The sequence below is a fragment of the Achromobacter sp. GbtcB20 genome, assembly GCF_019091095.1.
Taxonomy (GTDB): domain Bacteria; phylum Pseudomonadota; class Gammaproteobacteria; order Burkholderiales; family Burkholderiaceae_B; genus Achromobacter; species Achromobacter mucicolens.
In genome coordinates, this window is sequence record NZ_JAGXJZ010000027.1 from 1 (window position 1) to 23,926 (window position 23,926).

Here is a 23,926-nt window from a genome sequence, read left to right on the forward strand (position 1 = left end):
CCCATCCCGAACAGGACAGTGAAACGCCTTTGCGCCGATGATAGTGGACGGACGTCTGTGAAAGTAGGTCATCGTCAAGCTCTTATCCTCAAAGCCCCACCGGTATCCGGTGGGGCTTTGTCTTTGGCGCTCCAGTCGGCCTGCGAGCCGCGCCAATGTTGGATGTGCACAAATAACAACGGCCGTGGGTGGGGTGGCTTTGTGCGGTAAGATTGTTCGAGTCAATTCGTTGGAGCGTTATCGTGAGTGAACCCCAGACCCCCGTGCCCGGTACGACATTGGACCTTCGCACGTTGACCCACGTGGCCTATGGCTTGTATGCCTTGGGCTTTCTGACGAGTGGATTTCTGGGCATCGCCACGATTGCGGCTGTGGTGCTCATGTATCTCAAGCGATCGGACGCCGCAGGCACCGTGTACGCCGCTCATTTTGACTGGCTTCTGCGCACGTTCTGGTGGGCGTTGCTGTGGCTGGCCATCAGCGGGATCGCGACCCTCATCTTCATCGGATGGATTGGCGTGGCCGCAACCATCGTGTGGGTGCTCTATCGCCTGCTTCGTGGCTGGCTGTCGTTGCTGGAAGGTGGCGCGCCCACGTCTTACGCGTGAGTACTGGTAGTACCGCTGGAAAGGCCGGCAGCGATGCCGGCCTTTTTGCATGGCATGAGCGTGTGGGGTGATGCCCACCAGCTGCCCACCTTCAGGGTGCGATCAGCGGCAAGGCTGTGGATACGTCGTTGAGGTGTCGTTGAGGTGTCGTTGCCGTGAGTGCGTCGAGCTTCGATGTGACGCGGTGTCAAGCTGCGGTGCGGGATAGCTGCGGGCGCCGGCGTGAAACGATGGCTGGCGGTGCGCCAGCGCGGCTTGGCCTTGCGGTCGGCGAGGGCGCCGTGTAGCGCGTTCAGCGGCGCCTCGTGTGTCTGTCGGCGTGCGGCATGAGCGCAGTTGGTGACGCGGGTAAGGAAGCGCGGCGTGCAGGCATGCAGCGGCACGTCAGACCAGGCGAACTGGCTTTTCAATTCAAGCGGGAATATCCACGAACGTGGCGATGAGGCACTGCGAGGGGGGCTTGCTTGGTGGCGTTGAGCTCGCCCGGCCTGAAGCCAGGGCGTCGCGACAATCCAAAGGCAGGGACGTACGCCGTACGCCCTTTGCCTGCTTACTTCAGATGTGCGTTGACCAGTTTGGTCAGTTCGAACATCGTGACCTGATCCTTGCCGAAGATCGGGCGCAGCTTGGCATCGGCGTTGATGTTGCGCTTGTTGCTGGCATCTTGCAGGTTGTGCTTCTTGATGTATTCCCAGATCTTCTTGGTGACCTCGGTACGCGGCACGGCTTCCGAGCCGATGACAGCGGCCAATTCGGCGCTGGGGGTCAGCGGCTTCATGAATGCAGCGTTCGGCTTGCGCGCGGTCGCGGGTTTGGAGGTTGTGGCCATAATGCGGCGCTCCTTCTCTGGCTGTTGGAAAAATTGTCCTGCGGCCGGAGCATAACGTGTCTCTCCAGTAAAGACAAAGGCATTTATCCTCTGTAGCAACTAAAATGCACCGACCGTCCCCTCTATCACGTCATTCTGTAACGTCCTATGTACGCACGTTCTCCGTTGGAATCGATTCGGCTTTTTCATGACGAATTGACGGCGCTTCGGCGCGATTTGCATGCTCATCCGGAATTGGGTTTTGAAGAAGTCCGCACGTCGGGCATCGTCGCCGGTGCGCTGGAAGCGTTGGGCATCGAGGTGCACCGCGGGATCGGCAAGACCGGTGTGGTGGGCGTGATCCGTGGCAAACGGTGCGACAGCGGCCGCATGATCGGATTGCGCGCCGACATGGACGCGTTGCCCATGACCGAGGACAACACGTTCGGGCACAAGTCGACCAAGCCGGGACTCATGCACGGCTGCGGTCACGACGGCCATACGGCGGTGTTGATCGGCGCGGCCAAGTACCTGGCGCAGACGCGCAATTTTGATGGCACGGCCGTGTTGATCTTTCAACCAGCGGAAGAAGGGCGCGGCGGGGCACGCGCCATGCTTGAGGACGGCCTGTTTGACACCTTTCCGTGCGATGCAATCTACGCCTTGCACAACTGGCCGGGCCTGAAACCGGGCACCATCGGCATCAACCCGGGGCCGATGATGGCGGCTGCCGATCGCTTCGAGATCCTGATCACAGGTCGAGGCGGACACGGGGCGCATCCTTATCAGACGATCGATCCGGTGACCATCGCGGGTCAGATCATCACGGCGTTGCAGACGATCGTGTCGCGCAACGTGAACCCGCTGGATTCGGCGGTGCTGTCGATCGGTTCGGTGCAAGCCGGCCACCCCGGCGCGATGAGCGTGATTCCGCGCGAAGCGCGGATGGTGGGCACGGTGCGGACATTCCGCAAGTCGGTCCAGGAAATGGTCGAGACGCGCATGCGGGAGCTAGTGAGCGCAATTGCCGGTGCGTTCGGCGGCACCGCCGAAGTGGTCTACGAGCGCATCTACCCCGCGACCCTGAACACTCCTCAGCACGCCAATTTGGTGGCCGACATCGCAACCGAGATGATCGGCAAGGAAAACGTGGTGCGCGATTTGGTACCCTCGATGGGTTCCGAAGACTTTTCGTTCATGTTGCAGGCCAAGCCGGGCGCCTATTTCCGTCTTGGCCAGGGCGGGGCCGATTCCGGCTGCTTGCTGCACAACCCGCATTTCGATTTCAACGATGCCGTCATTCCCCTGGGCAGCGCGATGTTCTGCGCACTGGCCGAACGGGGCATGCCTCTGGCAGATTAAGAAGCCTTCCATGTCTACTCAAAGCACGACTCAACTCACCATCACCCGTCCCGATGACTGGCATCTGCATTTGCGCGACGGCGCGGCGCTTGAAGCGGTGGTTGCCGATACGGCGCGCCAGTTTGCCCGCGCCATCATCATGCCTAACCTGAAGCCACCGGTCACGACGACGGAGCAGGCGTTGGCCTATCGCGACCGCATTCTGGAAGCGCTTGCGAAGACGGGCGTCAACCCGGATTCGTTCACGCCCTTGATGACGCTTTACCTGACTGACAACACGCCGGCCGAAGAGATCGTGCGCGCGCATGCATCGGGCCACGTCTATGCGGTCAAGCTGTATCCCGCGGGCGCCACGACCAACTCGGACGCGGGCGTGACCGATTTGCTGGGCAAGTGCACCAAGGCGCTGGAAGCCTTGCAGAAGTGTGGGATGCCGTTGCTCGTGCATGGGGAAGTGACGGATCCGTCGATTGACGTCTTCGACCGCGAGGCCATTTTTGTCGAGCGCGTGATGAAGCCGTTGCGGCGCGCGTTTCCGGCATTGAAGGTGGTGTTCGAGCACATCACGACGAAGGAAGGCGCCGAGTACGTGCGCGATGCGGAAGGTCCGATTGCCGCGACGATCACGCCGCAGCATATGCTTTACAACCGCAATGCGATCTTCCAGGGCGGCGTGCGGCCTCATTGGTATTGCCTGCCGATTCTCAAGCGCGAGACGCACCGTCTTGCGCTGGTCGAGGCAGCCACCAGCGGCAGTCCGCGCTTTTTCCTGGGAACGGATAGTGCGCCGCACGCGCGTGGTCTGAAGGAACATGCCTGCGGCTGCGCGGGTTGCTACACCGCGCTGCATGCAATGGAGCTGTATGCCACCGCGTTCGAGGCGGCAGGCAAGCTCGACAAGCTGGAAGGGTTTGCCAGCTTCCACGGCCCGGATTTCTATGGTCTGCCTCGCAACACCGGCACGTTGACGCTGTCGCGTGAAACTTACCAGGTGCCTCAGGAACTGGCGTTTGGCAATACGACGCTCGTCCCGCTAGCCGCTGGCGAAGCGCTGGAGTGGCGCGCCCACGTTTGAGGGGCTTGCGGCTGGGGCTGGCGTAAAAAGGGGTGAACGGCAAAGCCGCTCACCCCTTTTTTGCGCCGCCTAGCGGCCCATCTATATATAGCAGTGCTGTCAGAGCGTACCGTCGCGCCGCGCTTCGAGCAATTCCCAGCGTGCGAATTTCTCTTCGAGTTCGGCTTCCAGTTTGGCCAGTTCGCCATTGATGCGCTCGACCTCGTCCGGTGCGTCGCGATAGAGACTGCCGTCTGCCAGCTTGCCCGCCAGTTCCGCTTGCTTGGCCTCGAGCGCGGCGATCGCGTCAGGCAGGCCTTCGAGTTCGCGCAGGTCCCAGGCGTTGATCTTGCCCGCCTTCGCAGGCTTGGGGCGCGCGGCCTTCGCGCGAGCAGCATTGTCGTCGGCGGACTTGGCAGTCTTGTCGGCGTCGGTCTGCGGCGTGGCGGGCGCGGGGCGCTGTGAAACCCACTCGTCGTAACCGCCCACGTAATCGCGCCAGTGGCCGTCGCCTTCGTAGGCGATGGTCTGGGTCACCACGTTGTTGAGGAAGGCGCGGTCATGGCTGACCAGCAGCACGGTGCCGGCATATTCCTGCAGCAGCTCTTCCAGCAGTTCCAGCGTTTCGATGTCCAGGTCGTTGGTGGGCTCGTCCAGCACCAGCACGTTGGCGGGGCGCGCAAAGAGCCGCGCCAGCAACAGGCGCGCGCGTTCGCCGCCCGACAGGCTGCGCACGGGCGAGCCGGCGCGTGCCGGCGAAAACAGGAAATCGCCGAGATAGGTCATCACGTGCTTGCGCACCCCGCCGATCTCGACCCATTCGCTACCCGGACTGATGATGTCGACGAGCGAGGCGTTTTCGTCCAGCTGCGCGCGCATCTGATCGAAGTAGGCGACCGCGACGTTGGTGCCCAGGCGGGTCGCGCCGGAGTCGGGTTGCAGTTCGCCCAGAATGAGTTTGAGCAAAGTGGTCTTGCCTGCGCCATTGGGTCCGATGATGCCAATGCGGTCGCCGCGCAGCAGGGTTGTGGAATAGTCGTCGACCACGATCTTGTCGCCGAACCGCTTGCTGACGTGCTCGAGTTCCGCCACGAGCTTGCCGGACCGTTGGCCTTCGGCCAGCGCCAGCGATACGTTGCCAACGCGCTCGCGGCGTTCGGCGCGCTGCACACGTAGGCTTTCCAGGCGGCGCACTCGGCCTTCATTGCGCGTGCGGCGCGCTTCCACGCCCTTGCGGATCCAGACTTCTTCCTGTGCCAGCAGTTTGTCGAAACGCGCCTGCTCCAGCCGCTCGGACTCCAGCCACTGCGCCTTGCGCTCCTGCCATTGCGAGAAATTGCCGGGAAAGCTCAAGAGACGGCCGCGGTCGAGTTCGACAATGCGGGTGGTGACGGCATCCAGGAAGCGGCGGTCGTGGGTGATGATGACCGCGGCGCCTTTCCAGGCGCGCAGCATGTCTTCGAGCCAGGCAATGCCTTCGAAGTCCAGATGGTTGGTGGGTTCGTCGAGCAGCAGCAGATCCGGTTCGTCGATCAAGGCGCGGGCGAGGGCGACGCGCTTGCGGGTGCCGCCGGACAATCCCGCGATCTGCGCATCGGCGGGCAGGCCCAGCTTTTCGATGACGGCGCGCGCGCGCGAGGGGCGCTGCCAGTCTTCGTGGTCGCCGTCCGTGTTGCACACGACATCGAACACCGTGGCATTGTCGTCGAGCTCGGGCTCTTGTTCGACGGTGGCCACGCGCAGGCTGGAGCTGCGGGCGATGGCGCCGTCGTCTGGCTGCGTGCGGCCGTCGAGCAGCCTGAGGAGCGAGGACTTCCCTGCGCCATTGCGGCCGATGAGGCCTATGCGTTCGCCGGACTGGATGGCGAAGTCGGCATGGTCGAGCAGCGGATGGTGCCCATACGCGAGCTGGACGTCGGTCAGGGTGATGAGAGTTTCGAGGGCCATGTGGTTGTTGGTGTCTGCGGCAGCTAAGCGGATCAGCGCGTATTGTCGCAGGAACGCGAGGCCCCGGTCTTGCTGCCGCCGGGCGCCCCGGGGACAGAGCGGGCGCCTGTAATAGAATACGTGCTGCAAGACGGGTTGGACGATCGCGGTGGGCGCGAGCTCATCGAGGAAGGTCCGGACTCCATAGGGCAGGGTAACGGCTAACGGCCGTCCGGTCGCGCTTTCGGGCACGGCTGAGGAATAGGACCACAGAGACGAGACTGCGGCGCGGGCGCGCTTTGCGCGCACTGATACGGCCATCTCCGTATTGCGCCGACCGGCAACGGGCGGCGGCATCGCAGGGTGAAACGCGGCAACCTCTATCCGGAGCAACATCAAATAGGCATGCGTGCGGCCTCACGGCCGTGACGGGCGGCTCCGTCCGAGCATGCGGGTAGATGGCTACAGCGGCTCAGCAATGATCCGCGCAGAGGAATGATCGTCCGCCAGGGCAACCTGGCGTACAGAATCCGGCCTATAGACCCGTCTTGCAATGAATTCTGCCGGCGCGCGCGGATCTGGACGAGGCCGCGCGGCCGTCTGGCGTTCCACGCGCCAGTTTATTTTCACTTCCAGGGTCGCCTGTCCGGCGGGAAGCCTCGCCAACTCGACGGATCGACCGGGCGGCAGACGGTAACTTGACCCCATTAGCCGCCACTTCTGAAGTAGGACTTTTAGAGTATGTCGCAACCTCCTGATTTATTGGGAGGTTTTTCTTTTTGCGTATTTACAAGTTGATCTAAGTCCTTGTTGTGATTGAAAAAATTGCAACCACGCGCTTGACCGCCCCTGTGCCCATACCGTAGAGTGGGAAATAGTAGGAAATTGTGCAATTAAGTGGGGTAAAAGTGGTGTTTCAGGGAAGCAGCGCGCTCACGCTGGATGCCAAGGGACGGATCTCGATTCCGACCCGGCATCGTGACGCGCTCGTGTCGCAGGCCGAAGGCCGGCTGACCCTGACCCGCCACCCCGACGGCTGCCTGCTGGTGTACCCGCGGCCCGAGTGGGAAAAGAAGCGCGAGCAGATCGCGGCTTTTCCCATGACGGCCCGCGCGCTGCAGCGGCTGTTGCTGGGCAACGCTCAGGACGTGGAACTGGACGGCTCCGGCCGGGTCCTGATCGCTCCTGAACTGCGCAACGCTTCCGGTATGACGCGCGATGTGATGCTGCTCGGTCTGGGCTCTCACTTCGAGCTGTGGGACGCCGCTACCCTGGCCAGCCGTGAGGCTGAAGACTTGGCCAAGGGTATGCCGGACGTGTTGAACCAGTTTTCGTTCTGAAAGAGTTATGGAATTCGAACATCGGCCCGTCCTCTTGGCGCCGACGGTGGACGCGCTTTTGCTGCCCGGTTTTGGCGGCAAGGGCGCGGCACGGTCGCAGCCGCAGGGTGGGCAGGATGTGGCTACGCGAATCGAAAGTGGCGTCTTTGTCGACGGCACGTTCGGACGGGGTGGCCACAGCCGAGAATTGCTTGGCCGCCTGGGCAAGCAAGCCCGGCTGATCGTGTTTGACAAGGACCCGCAGGCCATCGCGGTTGCCAACGCCCTGGCGGCCGAGGATGCGCGGGTCACGGTAGTGCATGGGGGCTTTGCCACCATGGCTGAAGAATTGGAGCAGCGCGGCATCGGCAAGGTCGATGGCGTGATGCTGGATCTGGGCGTTTCGTCGCCTCAGATCGACGATGCCGAGCGCGGCTTCTCGTTCATGCGAGACGGCCCGCTCGATATGCGGATGGACACCACTCGTGGTCCCACGGTGGCGGATTGGCTGGCGCAAGCCAGTGTGGATGAGATGCGGGAGGTCATAGCGGATTATGGCGAAGAACGGTTTGCTTTTCAGGTTGCAAAGGCGATTGCTGCTCGCCGCGCAACAAGGCCGCTGCGCACCACGCTCGAGCTTGCCGAGTGCGTCGCCAGCGCCGTCCGCACGCGCGAAAAGGGGCAACATCCGGCCACACGCACCTTTCAAGCTTTACGGATTTACATCAATCGGGAACTCGAAGAGCTCGCGCGCACCCTCGCGTCAGCTCTAGACCTGCTTGCCCCAGGGGGGAGGTTGGCGGTGATCAGCTTTCATTCGCTTGAAGACCGCATGGTCAAGCAGTGCATCGCGGCGGCGGCTCGTCCGGCTGCGGCGCATGCACGCCTGCCCCTGCGCGAAAGCGAAATGCCCCAGCCTGTCGTCCGTTCCCTTGGCAAGGTCGTGGCCGAAGATGATGAGGTCTCGTCCAACGCCCGTGCCCGTTCGGCCATCCTGCGCGTGGCCGAGCGCACCGAAACACCGCTGCCCCCCGAGGGCGGCTTTGCATTTGTGAAGATCGGCTCGCTGCCCGGCAGCGACCTCGCCCCGCCGCCCCGTCGCGGCGGTAAGGGAGGGCGCCGCTGATGGGTCGCGTCAACCTGATCGTTGCGGCTTTGCTGATGCTGTCGGCCATTTCCCTGGTCACCAGCCGGTATCAGTCGCGCCAGCTCTTCGTGGAGTTGGGGCGCGATCAGGCGCATGCGCGCGACCTCGAAACCAATTGGCGGCGCCTGCAGCTAGAGCGCGCCGAGCTGGCCCGCAATGCGCGGGTCGACGCCATTGCGCGTGACGGCCTGAAGATGATTCCCATCGTGCCGGATCGCACCCTCTATATGAATCAGGCGCCCGTGCCCGCGGCCGCCGGAGGCTCGCAATGAAGCGCGTGCCCTTCTTCGACAACCCCGTGCTGCGCGGGCAGCTGCCCACGTGGCGCGCCCGCCTGGTCCTGATCCTGCTGTTTGGCGGGTTCACCGTGCTGGCCGGCCGTGCGCTGTTCCTGCAGGGGTTGTCGACGGAGTTCCTGCAGCAGCAGGGCGAGCGCCGCTACGAGCGCACGCTCACATTGGCCGCCACGCGCGGCAAGATCATGGACCGCAACGGCGCGGTGCTGGCATCCAGCGTGCCTGCGCGCGCCATCTGGGCCATTCCCGAGGACGCGAAGCAGGCCACGCCCGCGCAGGTCGACGCGCTGGCCAAGCTGCTGGAGACGCCTGTCGGCGACTTGCGCCGCCGCTTCGTCGACGAGGACAAGAACTTCGTGTACCTGAAGCGCCAGGTCTCGATGGACGTGGCCGACAAGATCAAGCAGCTGGGCATGCCCGGCGTGCACCAGCAGCCCGAAACGCGCCGCTACTACCCGGATGGCGATGTGATGGCCCACGTGGTGGGCTTCAACAGCGTCGAGGATCAGGGCCAGGAAGGCGTCGAGCTGACGTTCAATCAGCAGTTGTCGGGCCGCCCGGGAAGCCGCCGCGTCATCAAGGACCGGCTGGGGCGCGTCATCGAAGACGTGCAGGCCGTCACGTTGCCGGTGGACGGCCGCGACCTGCGCCTGTCCATCGACACGCGCCTGCAGTACCTGGTGTTCAAGGAACTGAAGGACGCCATGGACAAGCACCGCGCAAAGGGTGCGACGGCCGTGGTCGTTGATGTACACACGGGCGAGATCCTGGCGCTGGCCAACGTGCCGACCTTTGATCCGAACAACCGCGAAACCTTCCACGGCGCCAACTTGCGCAACCAGGCGATCACGGACACGTTCGAGCCGGGCTCCATCATGAAGCCGTTCACCGCCGCGCTGGCGCTGGACCTTGGGCGCATCAGCACGTCGACGCAATTCGAGACGGGCAACGGCCGCTTCACGTATCAGGGCAGCACCATCAGTGACGTGAGCCGCAACGGCACGCTGGACGTGGCGGGCGTGCTGCGCAAGTCCAGCAACATCGGCATGACGATGATCTCCGAGAAGCTGGAATCCCGCGAAATGTGGGACCGCTTCACCGAATTGGGCCTCGGTCAGGCGCCGCAGGTGGGATTTCCCGGCGCCGCGCCGGGGCGTCTGCGTCCGTGGGAACGTTGGCGCCTGATTGAAAAGGCCACCATGGCCTACGGCTACGGCCTGTCCGTGTCGCTGCTGCAGGTGGCCCGCGCCTATACCGTTTTTGCCCGCAACGGCGACATGGTGTCGCTGACCCTGGTCAAGCGCGACAGCGATCCGACGAGCGTGAAGATCTACTCGCCCAAGACGACGGCGCTGGTGCGCGCCATGCTTGAGGCGGCCACGGGCCCCGACGGCACGAAAGCCGCGCAGGTGCAGGGTTACCGCGTGGCCGGCAAGAGCGGCACCGCGCGCAAGATCGTGGACGGTAAGTACAGCACGCAACGTTACCGCAGCTCGTACGTGGGCTTTGCTCCGGTGTCGGATCCCAAGATCGTGGTGGCTGTGTCCATCGACGAACCGACAATCGGCGGCTATTACGGCGGCGCCATTGCCGCGCCCGTGTTCTCCCATATCGTGGGGGGGAGCCTGAGGTTGATGGGGGTGCGGCCAGACGCACCGTTTGAATCCACGATTGTTGCTGGTATCAAGGAGCCAGGCAGATGAGCGCCAACGGCTTCCACTCTTCCCCTGCCGCCACGGTTGCCGAGACCGTGGCGTGGTTGCATGAGCGCGTGTCGCTGACCGCGCATCTGAAACTGGACTCGCGCGACATCGAGCCCGGCGACGTGTTCGTCGCCTGCCCGGGCCTTTCCAGCGACGGCCGTCGCTATATAGACAAGGCGTTGGCGCTGGGCGCCAGCGCGGTGCTGTTTGAAGCGCCGGCCACCGATGCCGTTCAGGCCGCGTCGGCCGGCACGCCCATGCTTGCCGTGACGGGCCTGCGCGCGTTGCTGGGCGAGCTGGGCGACACCTGGTATGGGCGTCCGTCGGCCGCGCTGGCGGTGGTTGCCGTGACGGGCACCAACGGCAAGACCTCTTCGGTGCAATGGATTGCGCATGCCCTGAGCCGCAACGAGAAGGCGTGCGGCACGATCGGCACGCTGGGCGCCGTGCTGCCCGACGGGCAGACGCTGGGTGGCAGCCTGACGACGCCCGACGTGCTGACGGTGCATCGCACGCTGGCCGCGATGCGCGACGCTGGCGCGAAAGCCGTGGCCATGGAGGCCTCGTCGATCGGCATCGAACAAGGCCGCATGGACGGCGTGCGCGTTGCGCTGGCCGCCTTCACGAATCTGACGCGCGACCATCTGGACTACCACGTCACGATGGAGCGTTACGAAGCGGCCAAGGCGCGCCTTTTCAGCTGGCCGGGTCTGACTGCGGCAGTAATCAATGCCGACGATGAGGCGGGACGGCGGATGCTCGCTGCCTTGCCGGAAGGCGTCTCGCCGATGGGCTACAGCCTGAGCGACGATCCCGCAATCCCCGCCGCGATGCGTGCGCGCGATCTGCAGGCGACGTCGCAGGGCCAGATTTTTACGCTGGTGTCTCCGCATGGCGAGGCGCAGATCGTGACGCGCCTGCTGGGGGCGCACAACGTTTCGAACCTGCTGCTGGTGGCGGGCGTGCTGTACAAGCTGGGCCTGCCGTTCGCGCAGATTGCGCGCGAGCTGGCCGCGACGGACCCGGTCGATGGCCGTCTGCAGACCGTGGAACCCGCTGTCAGCCTGCCGGCGCATGCGGCCCGCGGTCCGCTGGTGGTGGTGGACTACGCCCACACGCCTGACGCGCTCTCGCGCGCGTTGCTGGCATTGCGCGCCGTCGCTACAGCGCGTTCTGGCCGCCTGGTGTGCCTGTTTGGTTGCGGCGGCGAGCGCGATCCGGGCAAGCGTCCCGTCATGGGCGCGATCGCCGCGGAGCTGGCAGATCACGTTGTTGTCTCCAGCGACAATCCGCGCACCGAGTCGCCCGAGGCAATCGTTCAGCAAATCCTGGCCGGCATTCCCGAAGCGGTGCGAGCCGACGTGGAAGTAGACCGCGCGCGCGCCATCCTGCAGACGATCTGGGCGGCTTCGCCCGAAGATGTGGTGCTGCTGGCGGGCAAGGGACACGAAACCTACCAGGACATCGGCGGTGAAAAGCTGCCGTTCGACGACCGCGAGTGGGCGCGCGTGGCGCTGCTGTTGCAGCAGACGCCGGGCGTATCCACGGACACGCGCCGCATTGGCGAAGGCGAGCTCTTCGTCGCGCTGGTTGGTGAGAACTTCGACGCGCACGACTATCTGGACCAGGCCGCCTCGCGCGGCGCCTGCGCGGCGCTCGTTGCGCATCGGGTCGCCGATGCCGGGCTGACGCAGCTGGTCGTGGGCGATACGCGCGTTGCGCTGACGCGCATCGGCGCCGCCTGGCGCTCGCGTTTTTCGCTGCCCGTGGTGGCGGTGGCCGGCAGCAATGGCAAGACGACCACCAAGGAAATGATCTCCGCGATGCTCGCCGAATGGCAGGGCGAAGCGGGGCGCCTGGCCACGGCCGGCAATCTGAACAACGATATCGGCGTGCCGCTGACGTTGCTGCGCCTGCGCCCCGAGCATCGCGCCGCCGTGTTCGAACTGGGTATGAACCATCCGGGCGAGATCGCGCAGTTGGCCGCCATTGCCGCGCCGACCGTGGCGCTGGTCACCAATGCGCAGCGCGAACATCAGGAATTCATGCACACCGTCGAGGCGGTTGCGCACGAGAACGGCGCCGCGATCACCGCGCTGCCGGCGGATGGAGTCGCGGTGTATCCCGGAGATGAACCCTACTCGGCCATCTGGGACGCGCTGGCCGCGCCGCGCCGCGTGCTGCGATTCGGGCTGCAGCCGGGGTTGGATGTCTATGCCGAGCAGATCATCGCGGAAGTGGACGCCACGCGCTGCCGTGTCGTGACGCCGGTCGGCGTTGCCGATCTGACGCTGCCGGTGGCGGGGCTGCACAACCTGCGCAACGCGCTGGCGGCCATCGCCAGCGCGATCGCCGCGGGTGCGCCGCTGGAGACCGCGGTGCGGGCGCTGGCCGGATTCAGCCCCGTGGCCGGCCGCATGCAGCACAAGCGAATGAGTGACGGAACGCTGCTCATCGATGACACCTACAATGCCAACCCCGACTCGGTTCGCGCAGCCATCGATGTACTTGCGCGCATTGCCGGCACGCGCGTCCTGGTGCTGGGCGACATGGGCGAAGTCGGGGACAACGGCCCCGCCATGCACGTCGAGGTGGGCAATTACGCGCGCGAGCATGGGCTCGACGCATTCATCACGCTAGGCGAAGCCAGCCGGGCGGCCGCCGCCGCATTCGGCCCTGGCGCGCACGCCTGCGCATCGGTAGACGAAGTCGTTGCCGCCTTGCGCGGCTTGCGCCCGTCCTGCGTATTGGTAAAAGGATCGCGCTTTATGCGCATGGAGCGGGTAGTGACGGCTTTTTCTTTGAATGTAGGTTCGGCAGCCTCGGGGCAGGGAGAGCAGCATGCTGCTTGAGATCGCCCGTCTGCTTTCTGACGATGTGCGCGCGCTGGGGGTGTTTGAATACATCACTCTGCGCGCCGTGCTGGCGTGCGCGACGGCGCTGGTGATCGGTCTGGTGGCCGGTCCGCGCGTGATCCGCAAGCTGACCGAAATGAAGATCGGCCAGGCCGTGCGCACCTACGGTCCCGAATCCCATCTGGTCAAGACTGGCACGCCCACGATGGGCGGTGTCTTGATCCTGATTTCCATCGCCATCAGCACCTTGCTGTGGGCAGACTGGACGAACCGCTTCGTGTGGGTCGTTCTGCTGGTGACCTTCGGGTTTGGCTGGATCGGCTGGCGCGACGACTACCGCAAGGTGGTCTATCGCGATCCCGAAGGGATGCCGGCGCGGCAAAAATTCTTCTGGCAAGCCACCATCGGCATGGTGGCTGCGGTGTATCTGGCCTTCGCGGTGTCCGCGCCCGCCAACACGGAGCTGTGGCCCCTTTTCAAGGCATGGGTGGGCAGCGGCTTCACGATGTCCCTGCCGACGCGCGCCGACCTGATCGTGCCGTTCTTCAAGACGGTGAGCTATCCGCTGGGCGTGCTTGGTTTCGTGGCGCTGACCTGGGCCGTGATCGTCGGCACCAGCAATGCCGTGAACCTTACCGATGGCCTGGATGGCCTGGCGATCATGCCGACCGTGATGGTCGGCAGCGCGCTGGGCATCTTCGCGTACGTGGTCGGCCGCGTCGACTATTCGAAGTACTTGCTGTTTCCGTACATCCCCGGCGCATCGGAACTGATGGTGCTGTGCGCGGCGATCGGGGGCGCGGGGCTCGCATTTTTATGGTTCAACGCGTATCCGGCGCAAGTGTTCATGGGCGACGTCGGCGCGCTGGCGCTGGGCGGCGCGTTGGGCACGATTGCAGTCATCGTGCGCCAGGAGATCGTGCTGTTCATCATGGGCGGCGTATTCGTGGTCGAGACCCTTTCGGTGATGATCCAGGTGACCTGGTTCAAGTACACGAAGCGACGTTATGGAACAGGTCGACGCATTTTTCGCATGGCCCCGTTGCATCATCACTTTGAAGTGGGCGGCTGGAAGGAAACCCAGGTGGTCGTGCGTTTCTGGATCATCAGCATGATGCTGGTGCTGATTGGCCTCTCTACGCTGAAGTTGCGATGAACATGATGGAAACCCCCCGCGTAGATGCGCCGCTCGTTCTGATCCTTGGATTGGGCGAGACGGGTGTCGCCGCCGCACGCTGGTGCGCCCGTCAAGGCGCCCGCCTGCGCGTGGCCGACACGCGCGCGGAACCGGGAGGTCTTGCCGCGCTGCGCGAGTCGCTGGCGCAAAACGAAGTGGAATACCGCCTGGGTTGCGACGCGTCGTTCGCAACTGATCTGCTGGACGGCGTGTCGCAGGTTGTGCTGAGCCCCGGCCTGGCGCCTGCCCAGGCGCCGGCCGCCGACCTGCTGCGCGAGGCCGAGGCCCGCGGCATCGAAGTCGTCGGTGAAATCGAACTCTTCGCCCGCGCGCTGGCGGATCTGGCCACGGCCCGCGAATACCGTCCGCGGCTGCTGGCCGTGACGGGTACCAACGGCAAGACCACCGTTACCGCGCTGACCCGGCAACTGGTCGAAGCCAGCGGCCTGACGGTGGTGGCCGCCGGCAACATCAGCCCCGCGGCGCTGGCCGCGCTGATGGACGCACTGGACACGGACACGCTGCCGCAGGTTTGGGTGCTGGAACTGTCCAGCTTCCAGCTCGAAACCACGCGCACGCTGATGGCCGATGCGGCCGTCGTGCTGAACGTGACCCAGGATCACCTCGATTGGCACGGCGGCATGCAGGCGTACGCCCAGGCCAAGGCGCGCTTGTTGAAGATGGCGCGCGTGGCCATCGTCAACCGCGACGACCCGCTTACCGTGGAGATGGTGTCCGCGCTGAACGCCATGCACGTGCGCAGCTTCGGCCGCGATGTGCCGGAACTGGTCGGCGACATGGGCCTGGAACTGGGGCAGGGCGTGGCATGGCTGACGGCCTGCGAACCCAACGATTTCGACGAACCGGCGCCGCCCACGCGGCGCAAGAAGGATGCGCCCGAACCCGTGCGCGCCAAGGGCCGCATGAGCCGCCTGATGCCCGTGGACGCCTTGCGCATCCGGGGCATCCACAACGCGTTGAACGCGCTGGCCGCCTTGCAGCTTGCCCGCTGCCTGGACCTGGGCTGGGGCGCCATGCTGCGCGCGTTGCGCGACTACGCGGGCGAGCCGCATCGCGCCGCCTTCGTGCGCACGATCGGCGGCGTGGATTACATCAATGACAGCAAGGGCACCAACGTGGGCGCCACCGTGGCCGCGCTGGAAGGCCTGGGTCAGCCTGTGGTGCTGATCGCCGGCGGCCAGGGCAAGGGCCAGGATTTCTCGCCGCTGATTCCTGGGGTGTCGCGTCATGCGCGCGCGGTGATGCTGATCGGCCTGGACGGCCCCGAGATCGGACGTGTGCTGGAGCCGACCGGCGTCAAGTGCATCACCGTCGAAACGCTGCGCGACGCCGTGCGCGGCGCGGCCGAACTGGCTCAGCCCGGCGACGCGGTGCTGCTGTCGCCGGCCTGCGCCAGCCTGGACATGTTCCGCAATTACCCGCATCGCGGGCAGGTGTTCGTGGAAGAGGTCGAAGACCTGGCCCGCGACCGTGGGGAGGTGGCATGATCCGCAACGCCGCTTCCCGGGCGAATTCCATGGCGCGCGACGCCGAGGGCGCACAATGAGCCTGATCGCCGACCTCACCGCCAGCGTCAACGCCGTACGGCCCGGCCGTACCCGCATGCGCAACTTCGACATGCCGCTCGTGATCGCGGCTTCGACGTTGCTGCTGCTCGGGCTGCTGATGGTGTATTCGGCGTCGATCGCGCTGGCCGACGGCCCGCGCTATGCGTCCTATGGCCGCTACTACTTCGTGATCCGCCACGGCCTGTTCGTGAGCGCGGGGCTGGTCGGCGCCGCCGTGGTGCTGTCGATCCCCATCCGCGTCTGGCAGCGCCTGGCCGTGCCGCTTTTCGTGGTGACGATGGTGCTGCTGGTGGCTGTGCTGATCCCGGGGATCGGCCGCGAGGTCAACGGCGCGCACCGCTGGATTCCGCTGGGTCCGCTGAACTTCCAGCCGTCCGAACTGATGAAACTTGCAGCCTTGCTGTACGCGGCGGATTACACCGTGCGCAAGCAGGAGCACATGCAGGCCTTTGCCCGCGGCTTTTTGCCGATGGCGTTTGCGCTGGCCGGCGTGGGCATGCTGCTGCTGCTCGAGCCCGACCTGGGCGCCTTCATGGTGATCGTGGCCATTGCCATCGGCATCCTCTTCCTGGGCGGCATCAACGGCAAGTATTTCAGCAGCCTGCTCGCCGTGCTGGTGGGCACGTTCCTGATGCTGATCTGGCTGTCGCCCTGGCGCCGCGCGCGTCTGTTTGCGTACCTGGATCCCTGGAACGAAGACAACGCATACGGCAGCGCCTATCAGTTGTCGCATTCGCTGATTGCGCTGGGCCGCGGTGAATGGCTTGGCGTGGGCCTGGGCGCCAGCGTCGAAAAGCTGCACTACCTGCCCGAAGCGCACACCGACTTCCTGATGGCCGTGGTGGGCGAGGAACTGGGATTTGCGGGCGTGATGCTGGTGATCACGCTGTTTGCCATCATCGTCTACCGCGGTTTCGACATCGGCCGGCAGGCCATCGCCATGGAGCGCACGTTTGCCGGGCTGGTTGCGCACGGCGTGGCCATGTGGTTTGGCGTGCAATCGTTCATCAACATGGGCGTGTGCCTGGGCCTGCTGCCCACCAAGGGTCTGACGTTGCCGCTGATGAGCTACGGTGGTTCGGGCGTGGTGATGAACCTGTGCGCGCTGGCCATGCTGATCCGGGTCGACGTGGAAAATCGCATCATGATGCGCGGAGGACGGGTATGACCGCCGCGCGCACCATCCTCATCATGGCCGGTGGCACCGGCGGCCACATCATGCCCGGTCTGGCCGTGGCTGACGTGCTGCGCGAACGCGGCTGGCGCGTGCTGTGGCTGGGCAATCCCGAAAAGATGGAAGGCCGTCTCGTGCCGCCGCGCGGCATCGAACTGGTGCCGCTGCGTTTCCAGGGCGTGCGCGGCAAGGGCGCGTCCGCGCTGCTCAAGCTGCCGTTCCTGTTGCTGCGCGCATTTGCGCAGGCGTGGTCGCGGCTGTCCGACGTGCGTCCCGACGTGGTGCTGGGCATGGGCGGCTACGTGGCGTTCCCGGGCGGCGTGATCGCTGCGCTGCGCGGCACGCCGCTGGTCGTGCACGAACAGAACGCCGTCGCGGGCACCGCGAACAAATGCCTGGCCAAGATGTCGCGCCGCGTGTTGAGCGGTTTTCCCGGTGTGCTGCCCAAGGGTGAAGCCATGGGCAACCCGGTGCGTGCCGACCTGTGCGCCTTGCCCGACCCCGCCGAACGCTATGCCGGCCGCACCGGCCCGCTGCGCGTGTTGGTGGTGGGCGGCAGCCTGGGAGCGCAGGCCTTGAACACCACCGTGCCGCAGGCGCTTGCGCGTCTGCCGCTCGAGCGCCGGCCGACGATCGTCCATCAGGCCGGCGAACAACATTTGCCGGCGCTTCAGCAGGCCTACGCCCAAGCGGGTGTTCAGGCCGACTGCCGCGCCTTCATCGACGACATGGCGGGCGCCATGGCCGACGCCGACCTGCTGATCTGCCGCGCGGGCGCCATGACGGTGTCCGAAGTGGCGGCTGCCGGCGTTGCGGCGCTGTTCGTGCCGTTCCCCCACGCGATCGATGACCACCAGACCGCCAACGCGCGCTTCCTGAGCGACGCGCAGGCCGCGTGGCTGCAGCCGCAAACCGCCATGACGCCCGAGTGGCTGGCGGACTGGCTGAGCCAGCGCACCCGACAAGAACTCGAGGCTGTCGCCGTCCGGGCCCGCGCGCATGCGCGTCCCGACGCGGCCGCCCATATCGCCGACGTCTGTGAACAAGCAGCGGGGCGTTCATCATGAAACACAGAATTCAACATATCCATTTTGTAGGCATCGGCGGTTCGGGCATGAGCGGCATCGCCGAAGTGCTGCTGAACCTGGGCTACGACATCAGCGGATCCGACCTGAACGAGTCGGCGGTGACGCGCCGCCTGGCCGGCCTGGGCGTGAAGATCGCGATCGGCCATGCCGCCAGCAACGTCACGGGCGCCAGCGCCATCGTCACGTCCACCGCGGTGGCGGGCGACAACCCCGAAGTGATCGCGGCGCGCGCCGCGCGAATCCCGGTGGTGCCGCGCGCCATCATGCTGGCCGAGCTGATGCGCCTGAAGCGCGGCATCGCCGTGGCGGGCACGCACGGCAAGACCACCACGACCAGCCTGGTCGCCAGCGTGCTGGCGGCGGGCGACCTGGATCCCACGTTCGTGATCGGCGGCCGGCTGAATTCGGCGGGCGCCAATGCACGGCTGGGGCAGGGCGACTACATCGTGGTCGAGGCCGACGAATCGGACGCCTCGTTCCTGAACCTGTTGCCGGTGATGGCCATCGTGACCAATATCGATGCCGATCACATGGACACGTACGGCCACGATGTGGCGCGCCTGAAGAGCGCCTTCATCGAATTCACACAGCGCCTGCCGTTCTACGGCAGCGCCGTGCTGTGCTCCGACGACGCCAACGTGCGCGAGATCATGCCGTTCGTGTCGCGTCCCATCACGACCTACGGGCTGAACGAGGACGCCCAGGTGCGCGCCTATGAAGTGCAGGCTGACGGCACGCGCATGCGCTTTAACGTGCAACGCACCCATCGCGACACGCTGCTGCCGCCGCTGAATGTGGAACTGAACCTGCCCGGCCTGCACAACGTGCGCAATGCGCTGGCTGCGATCGCCGTGGCGACCGAGCTGGGCGTATCCGACGCGGCCATCTGCGAGGCGCTGGGTTCGTTCAAGGGCGTGGGACGCCGCTTCACGCAGACGGGTGAATTCGCGGTGCCCGCCAACCACGGGGGCGGCACCTTCACGGTGATCGACGACTATGGTCACCATCCCGTCGAGATGTCCGCGACGCTGGCCGCGGCGCGCGGCGCCTGGCCCGACCGCCGCATCGTGCTGGCCTTCCAGCCGCACCGCTACACGCGGACGCGCGATTGCTTCGAGGATTTCGTGCGGGTGCTGGGCACGGCCGACGCGGTGTTGCTGACCGAGGTCTACGCCGCGGGCGAGCCGCCGCTGGTCGCGGCCGACGGACGCGCCCTGTCGCGTGCGTTGCGCGTGGCGGGCAAGGTCGAGCCGGTGTTCGTTGAAGATGTGGCCGATCTGCCGCAGGCGGTCGTGGATTTTGTGCGCGATGGCGACGTCGTCATCGTGATGGGGGCGGGTTCGATCAGCAAGGTCCCCGCCCAGGTGGGAGAGCTGGCATGAGCAAGCAATTCGGCAAGGTAGGTGTGTTGTACGGCGGCCGGTCCGCCGAGCGCGAAGTCTCGCTCATGTCGGGCAAGGGCGTGCAGGAAGCCTTGCGCAGCGCCGGCGTGGACGCGCACCTGTTCGACACCGGCGAGCGCAGCCTTGCCGAGCTGGCGGCCGAAGGTTTTGACCGCGTGTTCATCGCATTGCACGGCCGCTACGGCGAAGACGGCACGCTTCAGGGCGCGCTGGAACTGCTGGGCATCCCCTATACCGGCAGCGGCCCGATGGCATCGGCGCTGGCCATGGACAAGACCATGACCAAGCGCATCTGGCTGCAGCATGGCCTGCCCACGCCCGACTTTGAAGTGCTCGACGCCGATACCGATCTGCGCCTGGTTCCGGACCGCCTGCAGTTGCCGCTGATCATCAAGCCGCCGCACGAGGGCTCGACCGTGGGTATCACCAAGGTCGTCGGTTACTCGGACATGAAAGAAGCCTACGCCGCGGCCGCGCGCTACGACAGCGAGGTCCTGGCCGAACAGTTCATCACCGGACGCGAACTGACCGTGGCGATCGTCGGGTCCGGCAAGGCCGCGCGCGCGCTGCCGGTGATCGAGATCGCCGCGCCGGGCGGCAACTACGACTACGAACACAAGTACTTCTCCGACGACACGCAGTACTTCTGCCCGGCCGCCTTGCCCGCGGACGTGGCTGAAGAAGTCGCGCGGATTGCCGTAAAGGCCTATCAGGCGCTGGGCTGCGAAGGCTGGGGCCGCGCGGATTTCATTCTCGACGGCGACAACCGCCCCTGGCTGCTTGAAATGAATACTTCGCCCGGCATGACCGGCCACTCCCTGGTGCCCATGGCCGCGAAGGCCGTGGGAATCAGCTATGCAGAATTGTGCGTGGCCATCCTGTCCGAGGCTTCGTGCAAGGTGCACGGCCACGCCCGCAACGCTTGACCTGGATATTCCGTGTGGAACGACGCTCGTACTACCAACCTGATCGCCAACACGCTAGCCGTGCTGGCGGTTGCCGCCATGCTCATCGCGGGCGTGGTGTGGGTGGCGCAGCGTCCGTACTTCACGTTGACGGCGATCGAGCTGGAATCGATGCCGGACACCGATCTGCACTATGTGTCGACGGGCGCGGTGCGTTCGGCGATCGCGGGGCGCGTGAAGGGCAATTTCTTCACGGTGGACCTGGACGACGCACGCGAGATCTTCGAATCGGTGCCGTGGGTCCGGCATGCCACCGTGCGGCGGATCTGGCCCAACGTGCTGCGTGTGCGCATCGAAGAGCAGCAGCCGCTGGCGCTGTGGAACGAAAACCAGATGATCAACACCTGGGGCGAGGCGTTCACGGCCAACACGGGCGAGGTGGACGACGACACGGTGCTGCCGCAGTTCTCCGGGCCGGATGGCACGGAAGCGCTTGTGGTGCAGCGCTACGCCGAGCTGGCGCGCTGGTTCGCGCCGCTGGACATGCATGTGGAACAGTTGGAACTGAGCCCGCGCTATGCCTGGCGCGTGGTGTTGTCCAACGGCATGCTGCTGGACCTGGGCCGCGATCCGGGCGCCGACGCGCCGGACCCGCACGGCCTGCCCGGCGCCTTGCCGTTCGCGGCTCGTATTCAACGCTTTGTGCAGGCGTGGCCCACCGTGGCGGGGCGCCTGGAAGGGCGCACCGTCACGCAGGCCGACCTGCGCTATCCGAATGGTTTCGCCCTGGCGCTGGCCCCGTTGCCCGCGTCGGAAACCAAATCCAAATCCACACCGAAACCTCCCAAGAAACGCTAACGCCATGACCCGTGACATCAAGGACCTTATCGTCGCCCTCGATATCGGCACCAGCAAGGTGGTGGCTGTGGTGGCTGAAATCCTGCCTGAAGGCCGCTTCGAGGTGCTAGGCCTGGGCCAGCACGAATCGCGCGGCATGCGTAAGGGCGTGGTCGTCAACATCGAGACCACTGTGAATTCCATTCAGCGCGCGCTTGAAGAAGCCGAGCTGATGGCAGATTGCAAGATTCGAGACGTCTACACCGGCATCGCCGGCAGCCATATCCGCAGCTTCAATTCCAGCGGCATGGTCGCCGTCAAGGACAAGGAAGTCACCGCCACCGACGTCGCCCGCGTCATCGAGACCGCCAAGGCGGTGAACATCCCGACGGACCAGCAGGTGCTGCACGTGCTGACGCAGGAGTTCATCGTCGACGGCCAGGAAGACATCCGCGAGCCCATCGGCATGAGCGGCCTGCGCCTGGAAGTGCGCGTGCACATCGTGACCGGCGCGGTCAGCGCCGCGCAGAACATCGTCAAGTGCGTGCGCCGCTGCGGCCTCGAGGTGCAGGATCTGATCCTGCAACCGCTTGCTTCCAGCCTGGCCGTCCTGACGGCGGACGAAAAGGAGCTGGGCGTCGTCCTCGTCGATATCGGCGGCGGCACGACCGACGTCGCCATCTTCACCGGCGGTGCGATCCGCCATACCGCCGTGCTGCCGATCGCCGGCGATCAGATCACCAACGACATTGCGGCGATGCTGCGCACGCCCACGCCCGATGCCGAAGAAATCAAGCTGCGCTATGGCGTCGCCAAGCAGGTGCTGGCCAGCCCGGACGAGTCCGTGGAAGTGCCGGGCCTGGGCGATCGCGGCCCGCGCCAGGTCAAGCGCCAGGCGCTGGGCGCGGTGATCGAGCCGCGCGTCGAAGAGCTGTTCACCCTGGTGCAGCAGGTGGTGCGCGATTCCGGCTACGAGGACCTGCTGGCTTCCGGCGTGGTCCTGACCGGTGGATCCGCGCAGCTGCCCGGCATGATCGAACTGGCCGAGGACGTGTTCCTCAAGCCGGTTCGCGTGGCGGTGCCCGATTACGAAGGCAGCCTTGCCGACGTGATGCGCAATCCGCGCTTCTCGACGGTGATGGGGCTGCTGCAGGAAGCGCGCATGCAGCGTGTGCGTGGCCGCAAGGTGGCCGCGCAGACGGGCAATTTCAAGAGTCTGCTTGCGCGCATGAAGGAGTGGTTCATGAATTAAAGGGTGCAGGTTGGGGCCTGCTCCTTGGTGCGAACCGCGGCTGTCTAGCGGGGAGCGCCAGAAAGAGGAGGCGTCTCAAACCCGTGGCGGGCCTATGTAGCCGGCGTCGGCTTTGAGGCGATTCACAAAAGATAGGTTGTCGGGGAATTTTTGTGATTTGCAAATTCGGACTTGTGAGGGAGTCATCATGATGAACTTTGAGATGCTTGAGAACAACACCAAAGGGACCGTAATCAAGGTCGTTGGTGTGGGCGGTGCGGGCGGCAATGCCGTCGCGCACATGATTCGCAGCGGTGTGCACGGGGTGGATTTCATCTGCGCCAACACCGATGCACAAGCGCTGGCGGCAACCAATGCGCCGGTGCAGATTCGTCTGGGCCGCACCGGCCTGGGCGCGGGCGCCAAGCCCGAGCAGGGACGCGCGTCGGCGGAAACCGCGCGTGAGGAAATCCGTGCCGCGCTGAACGGCGCGCACATGGTCTTCATCACCGCGGGCATGGGCGGCGGCACCGGTACCGGTGCAGGTCCGGTCGTGGCCGAGGTGGCGAAGGAACTGGGCATCCTGACCGTTGGCGTGGTCACGAAGCCTTTCTCCTTTGAAGGCAACAAGCGCCTGAAGATGGCCGAGGACGGTATCTCGGAACTGGCCAAGCACGTGCATTCGCTCATCGTGGTGCTCAACGAGAACCTCTATGAACTGATGGACGAGGACGCGACGCAGGAAGACTGCTTCCGTTCGGCCGACGACATCCTGCACAACGCGTGCGCGGGTATCGCCGAAATCATCAACGTCGAAGGCAACGTCAACGTCGACTTCGAAGACGTGAAGACGATCATGGGCGAGCAGGGTCAGGCCATGATGGGCACGGCGTCGGCATCGGGCGCGGACCGCGCACGTGTGGCCGCCGAGCACGCCATTGCTTGCCCGCTGCTGGAAGGCGTGGATCTGAACGGCGCGCGTGGCGTGCTGGTCAACATCACCGCCAGCCGCTCGCTGAAGATGCGCGAAACGCGCGAAATCATGGAAACGATCCGCAGCTACGCTTCGGACGACGCGACCGTGATCTTCGGCACCGCCTACGACGAGTCCATGGGCGAAAACCTGCGCGTGACGGTGGTTGCAACCGGCCTGGGCCGTGCGCAAGCCCGTCCGCAACTGGTGCAGAACACCGCTGAAGTGCTGCGCACCGGCACCGACAACATGCCCATGGGCACGATGCCGGCCGGTCAAGGTGGTGATTACCGCAATCTGGACATGCCGTCGGTCATGCGCAATCCGCGCAGCCAGGCGTCGGCCCAGGTGCGCGCGTTGGAAAGCTCGGGAATGGATCATTTCGACATCCCGGCCTTCCTGCGCAAGCAAGCGGACTGAACCTAGAGCCGGTCAACGGCTCTAACTGCACTCCCTCATCTCCGGTTCGCC

The 23,926-nt window shown here is 65.3% G+C and carries 20 protein-coding genes and 1 other RNA gene; 18 read left to right on the forward strand and 3 right to left on the reverse strand.

Annotated features, from left to right (window positions below; translation table 11 throughout):
• The first annotated feature begins 242 nt into the window (after nt 1-242).
• Complete coding sequence (locus KVT32_RS24800; protein ID WP_217618973.1) at nt 243-608, forward strand: hypothetical protein; 366 nt, start codon at nt 243-245, stop codon at nt 606-608.
• Here the strand turns inward: KVT32_RS24800 and KVT32_RS24805 are convergent.
• Entirely contained in the window at nt 599-1,018 is a 420-nt protein-coding gene (locus KVT32_RS24805) for a hypothetical protein (protein ID WP_217618974.1), read from the reverse strand. The genes KVT32_RS24800 and KVT32_RS24805 overlap by 10 nt on opposite strands.
• A gap of 140 nt (nt 1,019-1,158) precedes the next feature.
• Nucleotides 1,159-1,437 carry an SWIB/MDM2 domain-containing protein gene (locus tag KVT32_RS24810; RefSeq protein WP_006217453.1) on the reverse strand — a complete coding sequence of 93 codons (279 nt, stop codon included), beginning with the start codon at nt 1,435-1,437 and terminating at the stop codon, nt 1,159-1,161.
• 147 nt (nt 1,438-1,584) lie between these two features.
• Here KVT32_RS24810 and KVT32_RS24815 point away from each other — a divergent pair, with 147 nt between their 5' ends.
• Nucleotides 1,585-2,778: a M20 aminoacylase family protein gene (locus KVT32_RS24815; RefSeq protein ID WP_056569330.1), complete on the forward strand. Its 1,194-nt coding sequence runs from the start codon at nt 1,585-1,587 to the stop codon at nt 2,776-2,778.
• Nucleotides 2,774-3,853: a dihydroorotase gene (gene pyrC, locus KVT32_RS24820; RefSeq protein WP_152385416.1), complete on the forward strand. Its 1,080-nt coding sequence runs from the start codon at nt 2,774-2,776 to the stop codon at nt 3,851-3,853. The genes KVT32_RS24815 and pyrC overlap by 5 nt, the downstream gene beginning before the upstream one ends.
• A 99-nt stretch (nt 3,854-3,952) precedes the next feature.
• On the opposite strand, the gene KVT32_RS24825 is transcribed toward pyrC, so the two are convergent.
• Entirely contained in the window at nt 3,953-5,779 is a 1,827-nt protein-coding gene (locus tag KVT32_RS24825; protein WP_217618975.1) for an ATP-binding cassette domain-containing protein, read from the reverse strand.
• Nucleotides 5,780-5,906: 127 nt separating this feature from the next.
• Here KVT32_RS24825 and rnpB point away from each other — a divergent pair.
• The 15 genes from rnpB (at nt 5,907) to ftsZ (ending at nt 23,875) form a co-directional block, all read left to right on the forward strand.
• An RNA gene (gene rnpB / locus KVT32_RS24830) (RNase P RNA component class A) lies at nt 5,907-6,312 on the forward strand.
• A 357-nt stretch (nt 6,313-6,669) separates the two neighbouring features.
• Nucleotides 6,670-7,098, forward strand: coding sequence for a division/cell wall cluster transcriptional repressor MraZ (gene mraZ / locus KVT32_RS24835; protein WP_063954559.1), 429 nt, complete (start codon nt 6,670-6,672; stop codon nt 7,096-7,098).
• A 7-nt stretch (nt 7,099-7,105) separates the two neighbouring features.
• On the forward strand, nt 7,106-8,203 hold the full coding sequence (gene rsmH, locus KVT32_RS24840; protein WP_128829953.1) for a 16S rRNA (cytosine(1402)-N(4))-methyltransferase RsmH: 1,098 nt from the start codon (nt 7,106-7,108) through the stop codon (nt 8,201-8,203).
• Nucleotides 8,203-8,496 carry a cell division protein FtsL gene (gene ftsL, locus KVT32_RS24845; RefSeq protein ID WP_056320744.1) on the forward strand — a complete coding sequence of 98 codons (294 nt, stop codon included), beginning with the start codon at nt 8,203-8,205 and terminating at the stop codon, nt 8,494-8,496. The genes rsmH and ftsL overlap by 1 nt, the downstream gene beginning before the upstream one ends.
• Nucleotides 8,493-10,223, forward strand: a complete 1,731-nt coding sequence (locus KVT32_RS24850; RefSeq protein WP_056320746.1) for a penicillin-binding protein 2 — start codon at nt 8,493-8,495, stop codon at nt 10,221-10,223. The genes ftsL and KVT32_RS24850 overlap by 4 nt, the downstream gene beginning before the upstream one ends.
• Nucleotides 10,220-13,075 (forward strand): bifunctional UDP-N-acetylmuramoyl-L-alanyl-D-glutamate--2,6-diaminopimelate ligase MurE/UDP-N-acetylmuramoyl-tripeptide--D-alanyl-D-alanine ligase MurF, encoded by a 2,856-nt coding sequence (gene murF / locus KVT32_RS24855; RefSeq protein ID WP_217618976.1) that lies wholly within the window; start codon nt 10,220-10,222, stop codon nt 13,073-13,075. Before KVT32_RS24850 ends, murF begins: the two co-directional genes overlap by 4 nt.
• The gene (gene mraY, locus KVT32_RS24860; RefSeq protein WP_056320752.1) at nt 13,065-14,234 is read left to right on the forward strand and encodes a phospho-N-acetylmuramoyl-pentapeptide-transferase; all 1,170 of its coding nucleotides are present in this window, start codon (nt 13,065-13,067) and stop codon (nt 14,232-14,234) included. Before murF ends, mraY begins: the two co-directional genes overlap by 11 nt.
• Entirely contained in the window at nt 14,231-15,763 is a 1,533-nt protein-coding gene (gene murD / locus KVT32_RS24865; protein ID WP_175157272.1) for a UDP-N-acetylmuramoyl-L-alanine--D-glutamate ligase, read from the forward strand. The genes mraY and murD overlap by 4 nt, the downstream gene beginning before the upstream one ends.
• 55 nt (nt 15,764-15,818) lie before the next feature.
• Nucleotides 15,819-17,012 carry a putative lipid II flippase FtsW gene (ftsW, locus tag KVT32_RS24870; RefSeq protein ID WP_056320760.1) on the forward strand — a complete coding sequence of 398 codons (1,194 nt, stop codon included), beginning with the start codon at nt 15,819-15,821 and terminating at the stop codon, nt 17,010-17,012.
• Nucleotides 17,009-18,085: an undecaprenyldiphospho-muramoylpentapeptide beta-N-acetylglucosaminyltransferase gene (gene murG, locus KVT32_RS24875; RefSeq protein ID WP_062841643.1), complete on the forward strand. Its 1,077-nt coding sequence runs from the start codon at nt 17,009-17,011 to the stop codon at nt 18,083-18,085. Before ftsW ends, murG begins: the two co-directional genes overlap by 4 nt.
• On the forward strand, nt 18,082-19,488 hold the full coding sequence (gene murC / locus KVT32_RS24880) for a UDP-N-acetylmuramate--L-alanine ligase (RefSeq protein ID WP_056320766.1): 1,407 nt from the start codon (nt 18,082-18,084) through the stop codon (nt 19,486-19,488). The genes murG and murC overlap by 4 nt, the downstream gene beginning before the upstream one ends.
• Entirely contained in the window at nt 19,485-20,435 is a 951-nt protein-coding gene (locus tag KVT32_RS24885) for a D-alanine--D-alanine ligase (RefSeq protein ID WP_056320769.1), read from the forward strand. Before murC ends, KVT32_RS24885 begins: the two co-directional genes overlap by 4 nt.
• 12 nt (nt 20,436-20,447) lie before the next feature.
• Entirely contained in the window at nt 20,448-21,272 is an 825-nt protein-coding gene (locus KVT32_RS24890) for a cell division protein FtsQ/DivIB (RefSeq protein WP_056320771.1), read from the forward strand.
• 4 nt (nt 21,273-21,276) lie between these two features.
• Nucleotides 21,277-22,503: a cell division protein FtsA gene (ftsA, locus tag KVT32_RS24895; RefSeq protein ID WP_152383390.1), complete on the forward strand. Its 1,227-nt coding sequence runs from the start codon at nt 21,277-21,279 to the stop codon at nt 22,501-22,503.
• 187 nt (nt 22,504-22,690) lie between these two features.
• Nucleotides 22,691-23,875, forward strand: a complete 1,185-nt coding sequence (gene ftsZ / locus KVT32_RS24900) for a cell division protein FtsZ (RefSeq protein WP_056320774.1) — start codon at nt 22,691-22,693, stop codon at nt 23,873-23,875.
• Nucleotides 23,876-23,926: the final 51 nt, after the last annotated feature.

Excerpts from the sequence above, each read along its gene's own strand:
- rsmH (WP_128829953.1), top strand. The coding sequence starts at position 7,106 with ATGGAATTCGAACATCGGCCCGTCCTCTTGGCGCCGACGGTGGACGCG.
- ftsZ (WP_056320774.1), top strand. The coding sequence starts at position 22,691 with ATGATGAACTTTGAGATGCTTGAGAACAACACCAAAGGGACCGTAATC.
- KVT32_RS24850 (WP_056320746.1), top strand. The coding sequence starts at position 8,493 with ATGAAGCGCGTGCCCTTCTTCGACAACCCCGTGCTGCGCGGGCAGCTG.
- KVT32_RS24825 (WP_217618975.1), bottom strand. The coding sequence starts at position 5,779 with ATGGCCCTCGAAACTCTCATCACCCTGACCGACGTCCAGCTCGCGTAT.
- mraY (WP_056320752.1), top strand. The coding sequence starts at position 13,065 with ATGCTGCTTGAGATCGCCCGTCTGCTTTCTGACGATGTGCGCGCGCTG.
- murG (WP_062841643.1), top strand. The coding sequence starts at position 17,009 with ATGACCGCCGCGCGCACCATCCTCATCATGGCCGGTGGCACCGGCGGC.
- murC (WP_056320766.1), top strand. The coding sequence starts at position 18,082 with ATGAAACACAGAATTCAACATATCCATTTTGTAGGCATCGGCGGTTCG.
- ftsL (WP_056320744.1), top strand. The coding sequence starts at position 8,203 with ATGGGTCGCGTCAACCTGATCGTTGCGGCTTTGCTGATGCTGTCGGCC.
- murD (WP_175157272.1), top strand. The coding sequence starts at position 14,231 with ATGAACATGATGGAAACCCCCCGCGTAGATGCGCCGCTCGTTCTGATC.
- KVT32_RS24815 (WP_056569330.1), top strand. The coding sequence starts at position 1,585 with ATGTACGCACGTTCTCCGTTGGAATCGATTCGGCTTTTTCATGACGAA.
- KVT32_RS24885 (WP_056320769.1), top strand. The coding sequence starts at position 19,485 with ATGAGCAAGCAATTCGGCAAGGTAGGTGTGTTGTACGGCGGCCGGTCC.
- KVT32_RS24810 (WP_006217453.1), bottom strand. The coding sequence starts at position 1,437 with ATGGCCACAACCTCCAAACCCGCGACCGCGCGCAAGCCGAACGCTGCA.
- murF (WP_217618976.1), top strand. The coding sequence starts at position 10,220 with ATGAGCGCCAACGGCTTCCACTCTTCCCCTGCCGCCACGGTTGCCGAG.
- ftsA (WP_152383390.1), top strand. The coding sequence starts at position 21,277 with ATGACCCGTGACATCAAGGACCTTATCGTCGCCCTCGATATCGGCACC.
- ftsW (WP_056320760.1), top strand. The coding sequence starts at position 15,819 with ATGAGCCTGATCGCCGACCTCACCGCCAGCGTCAACGCCGTACGGCCC.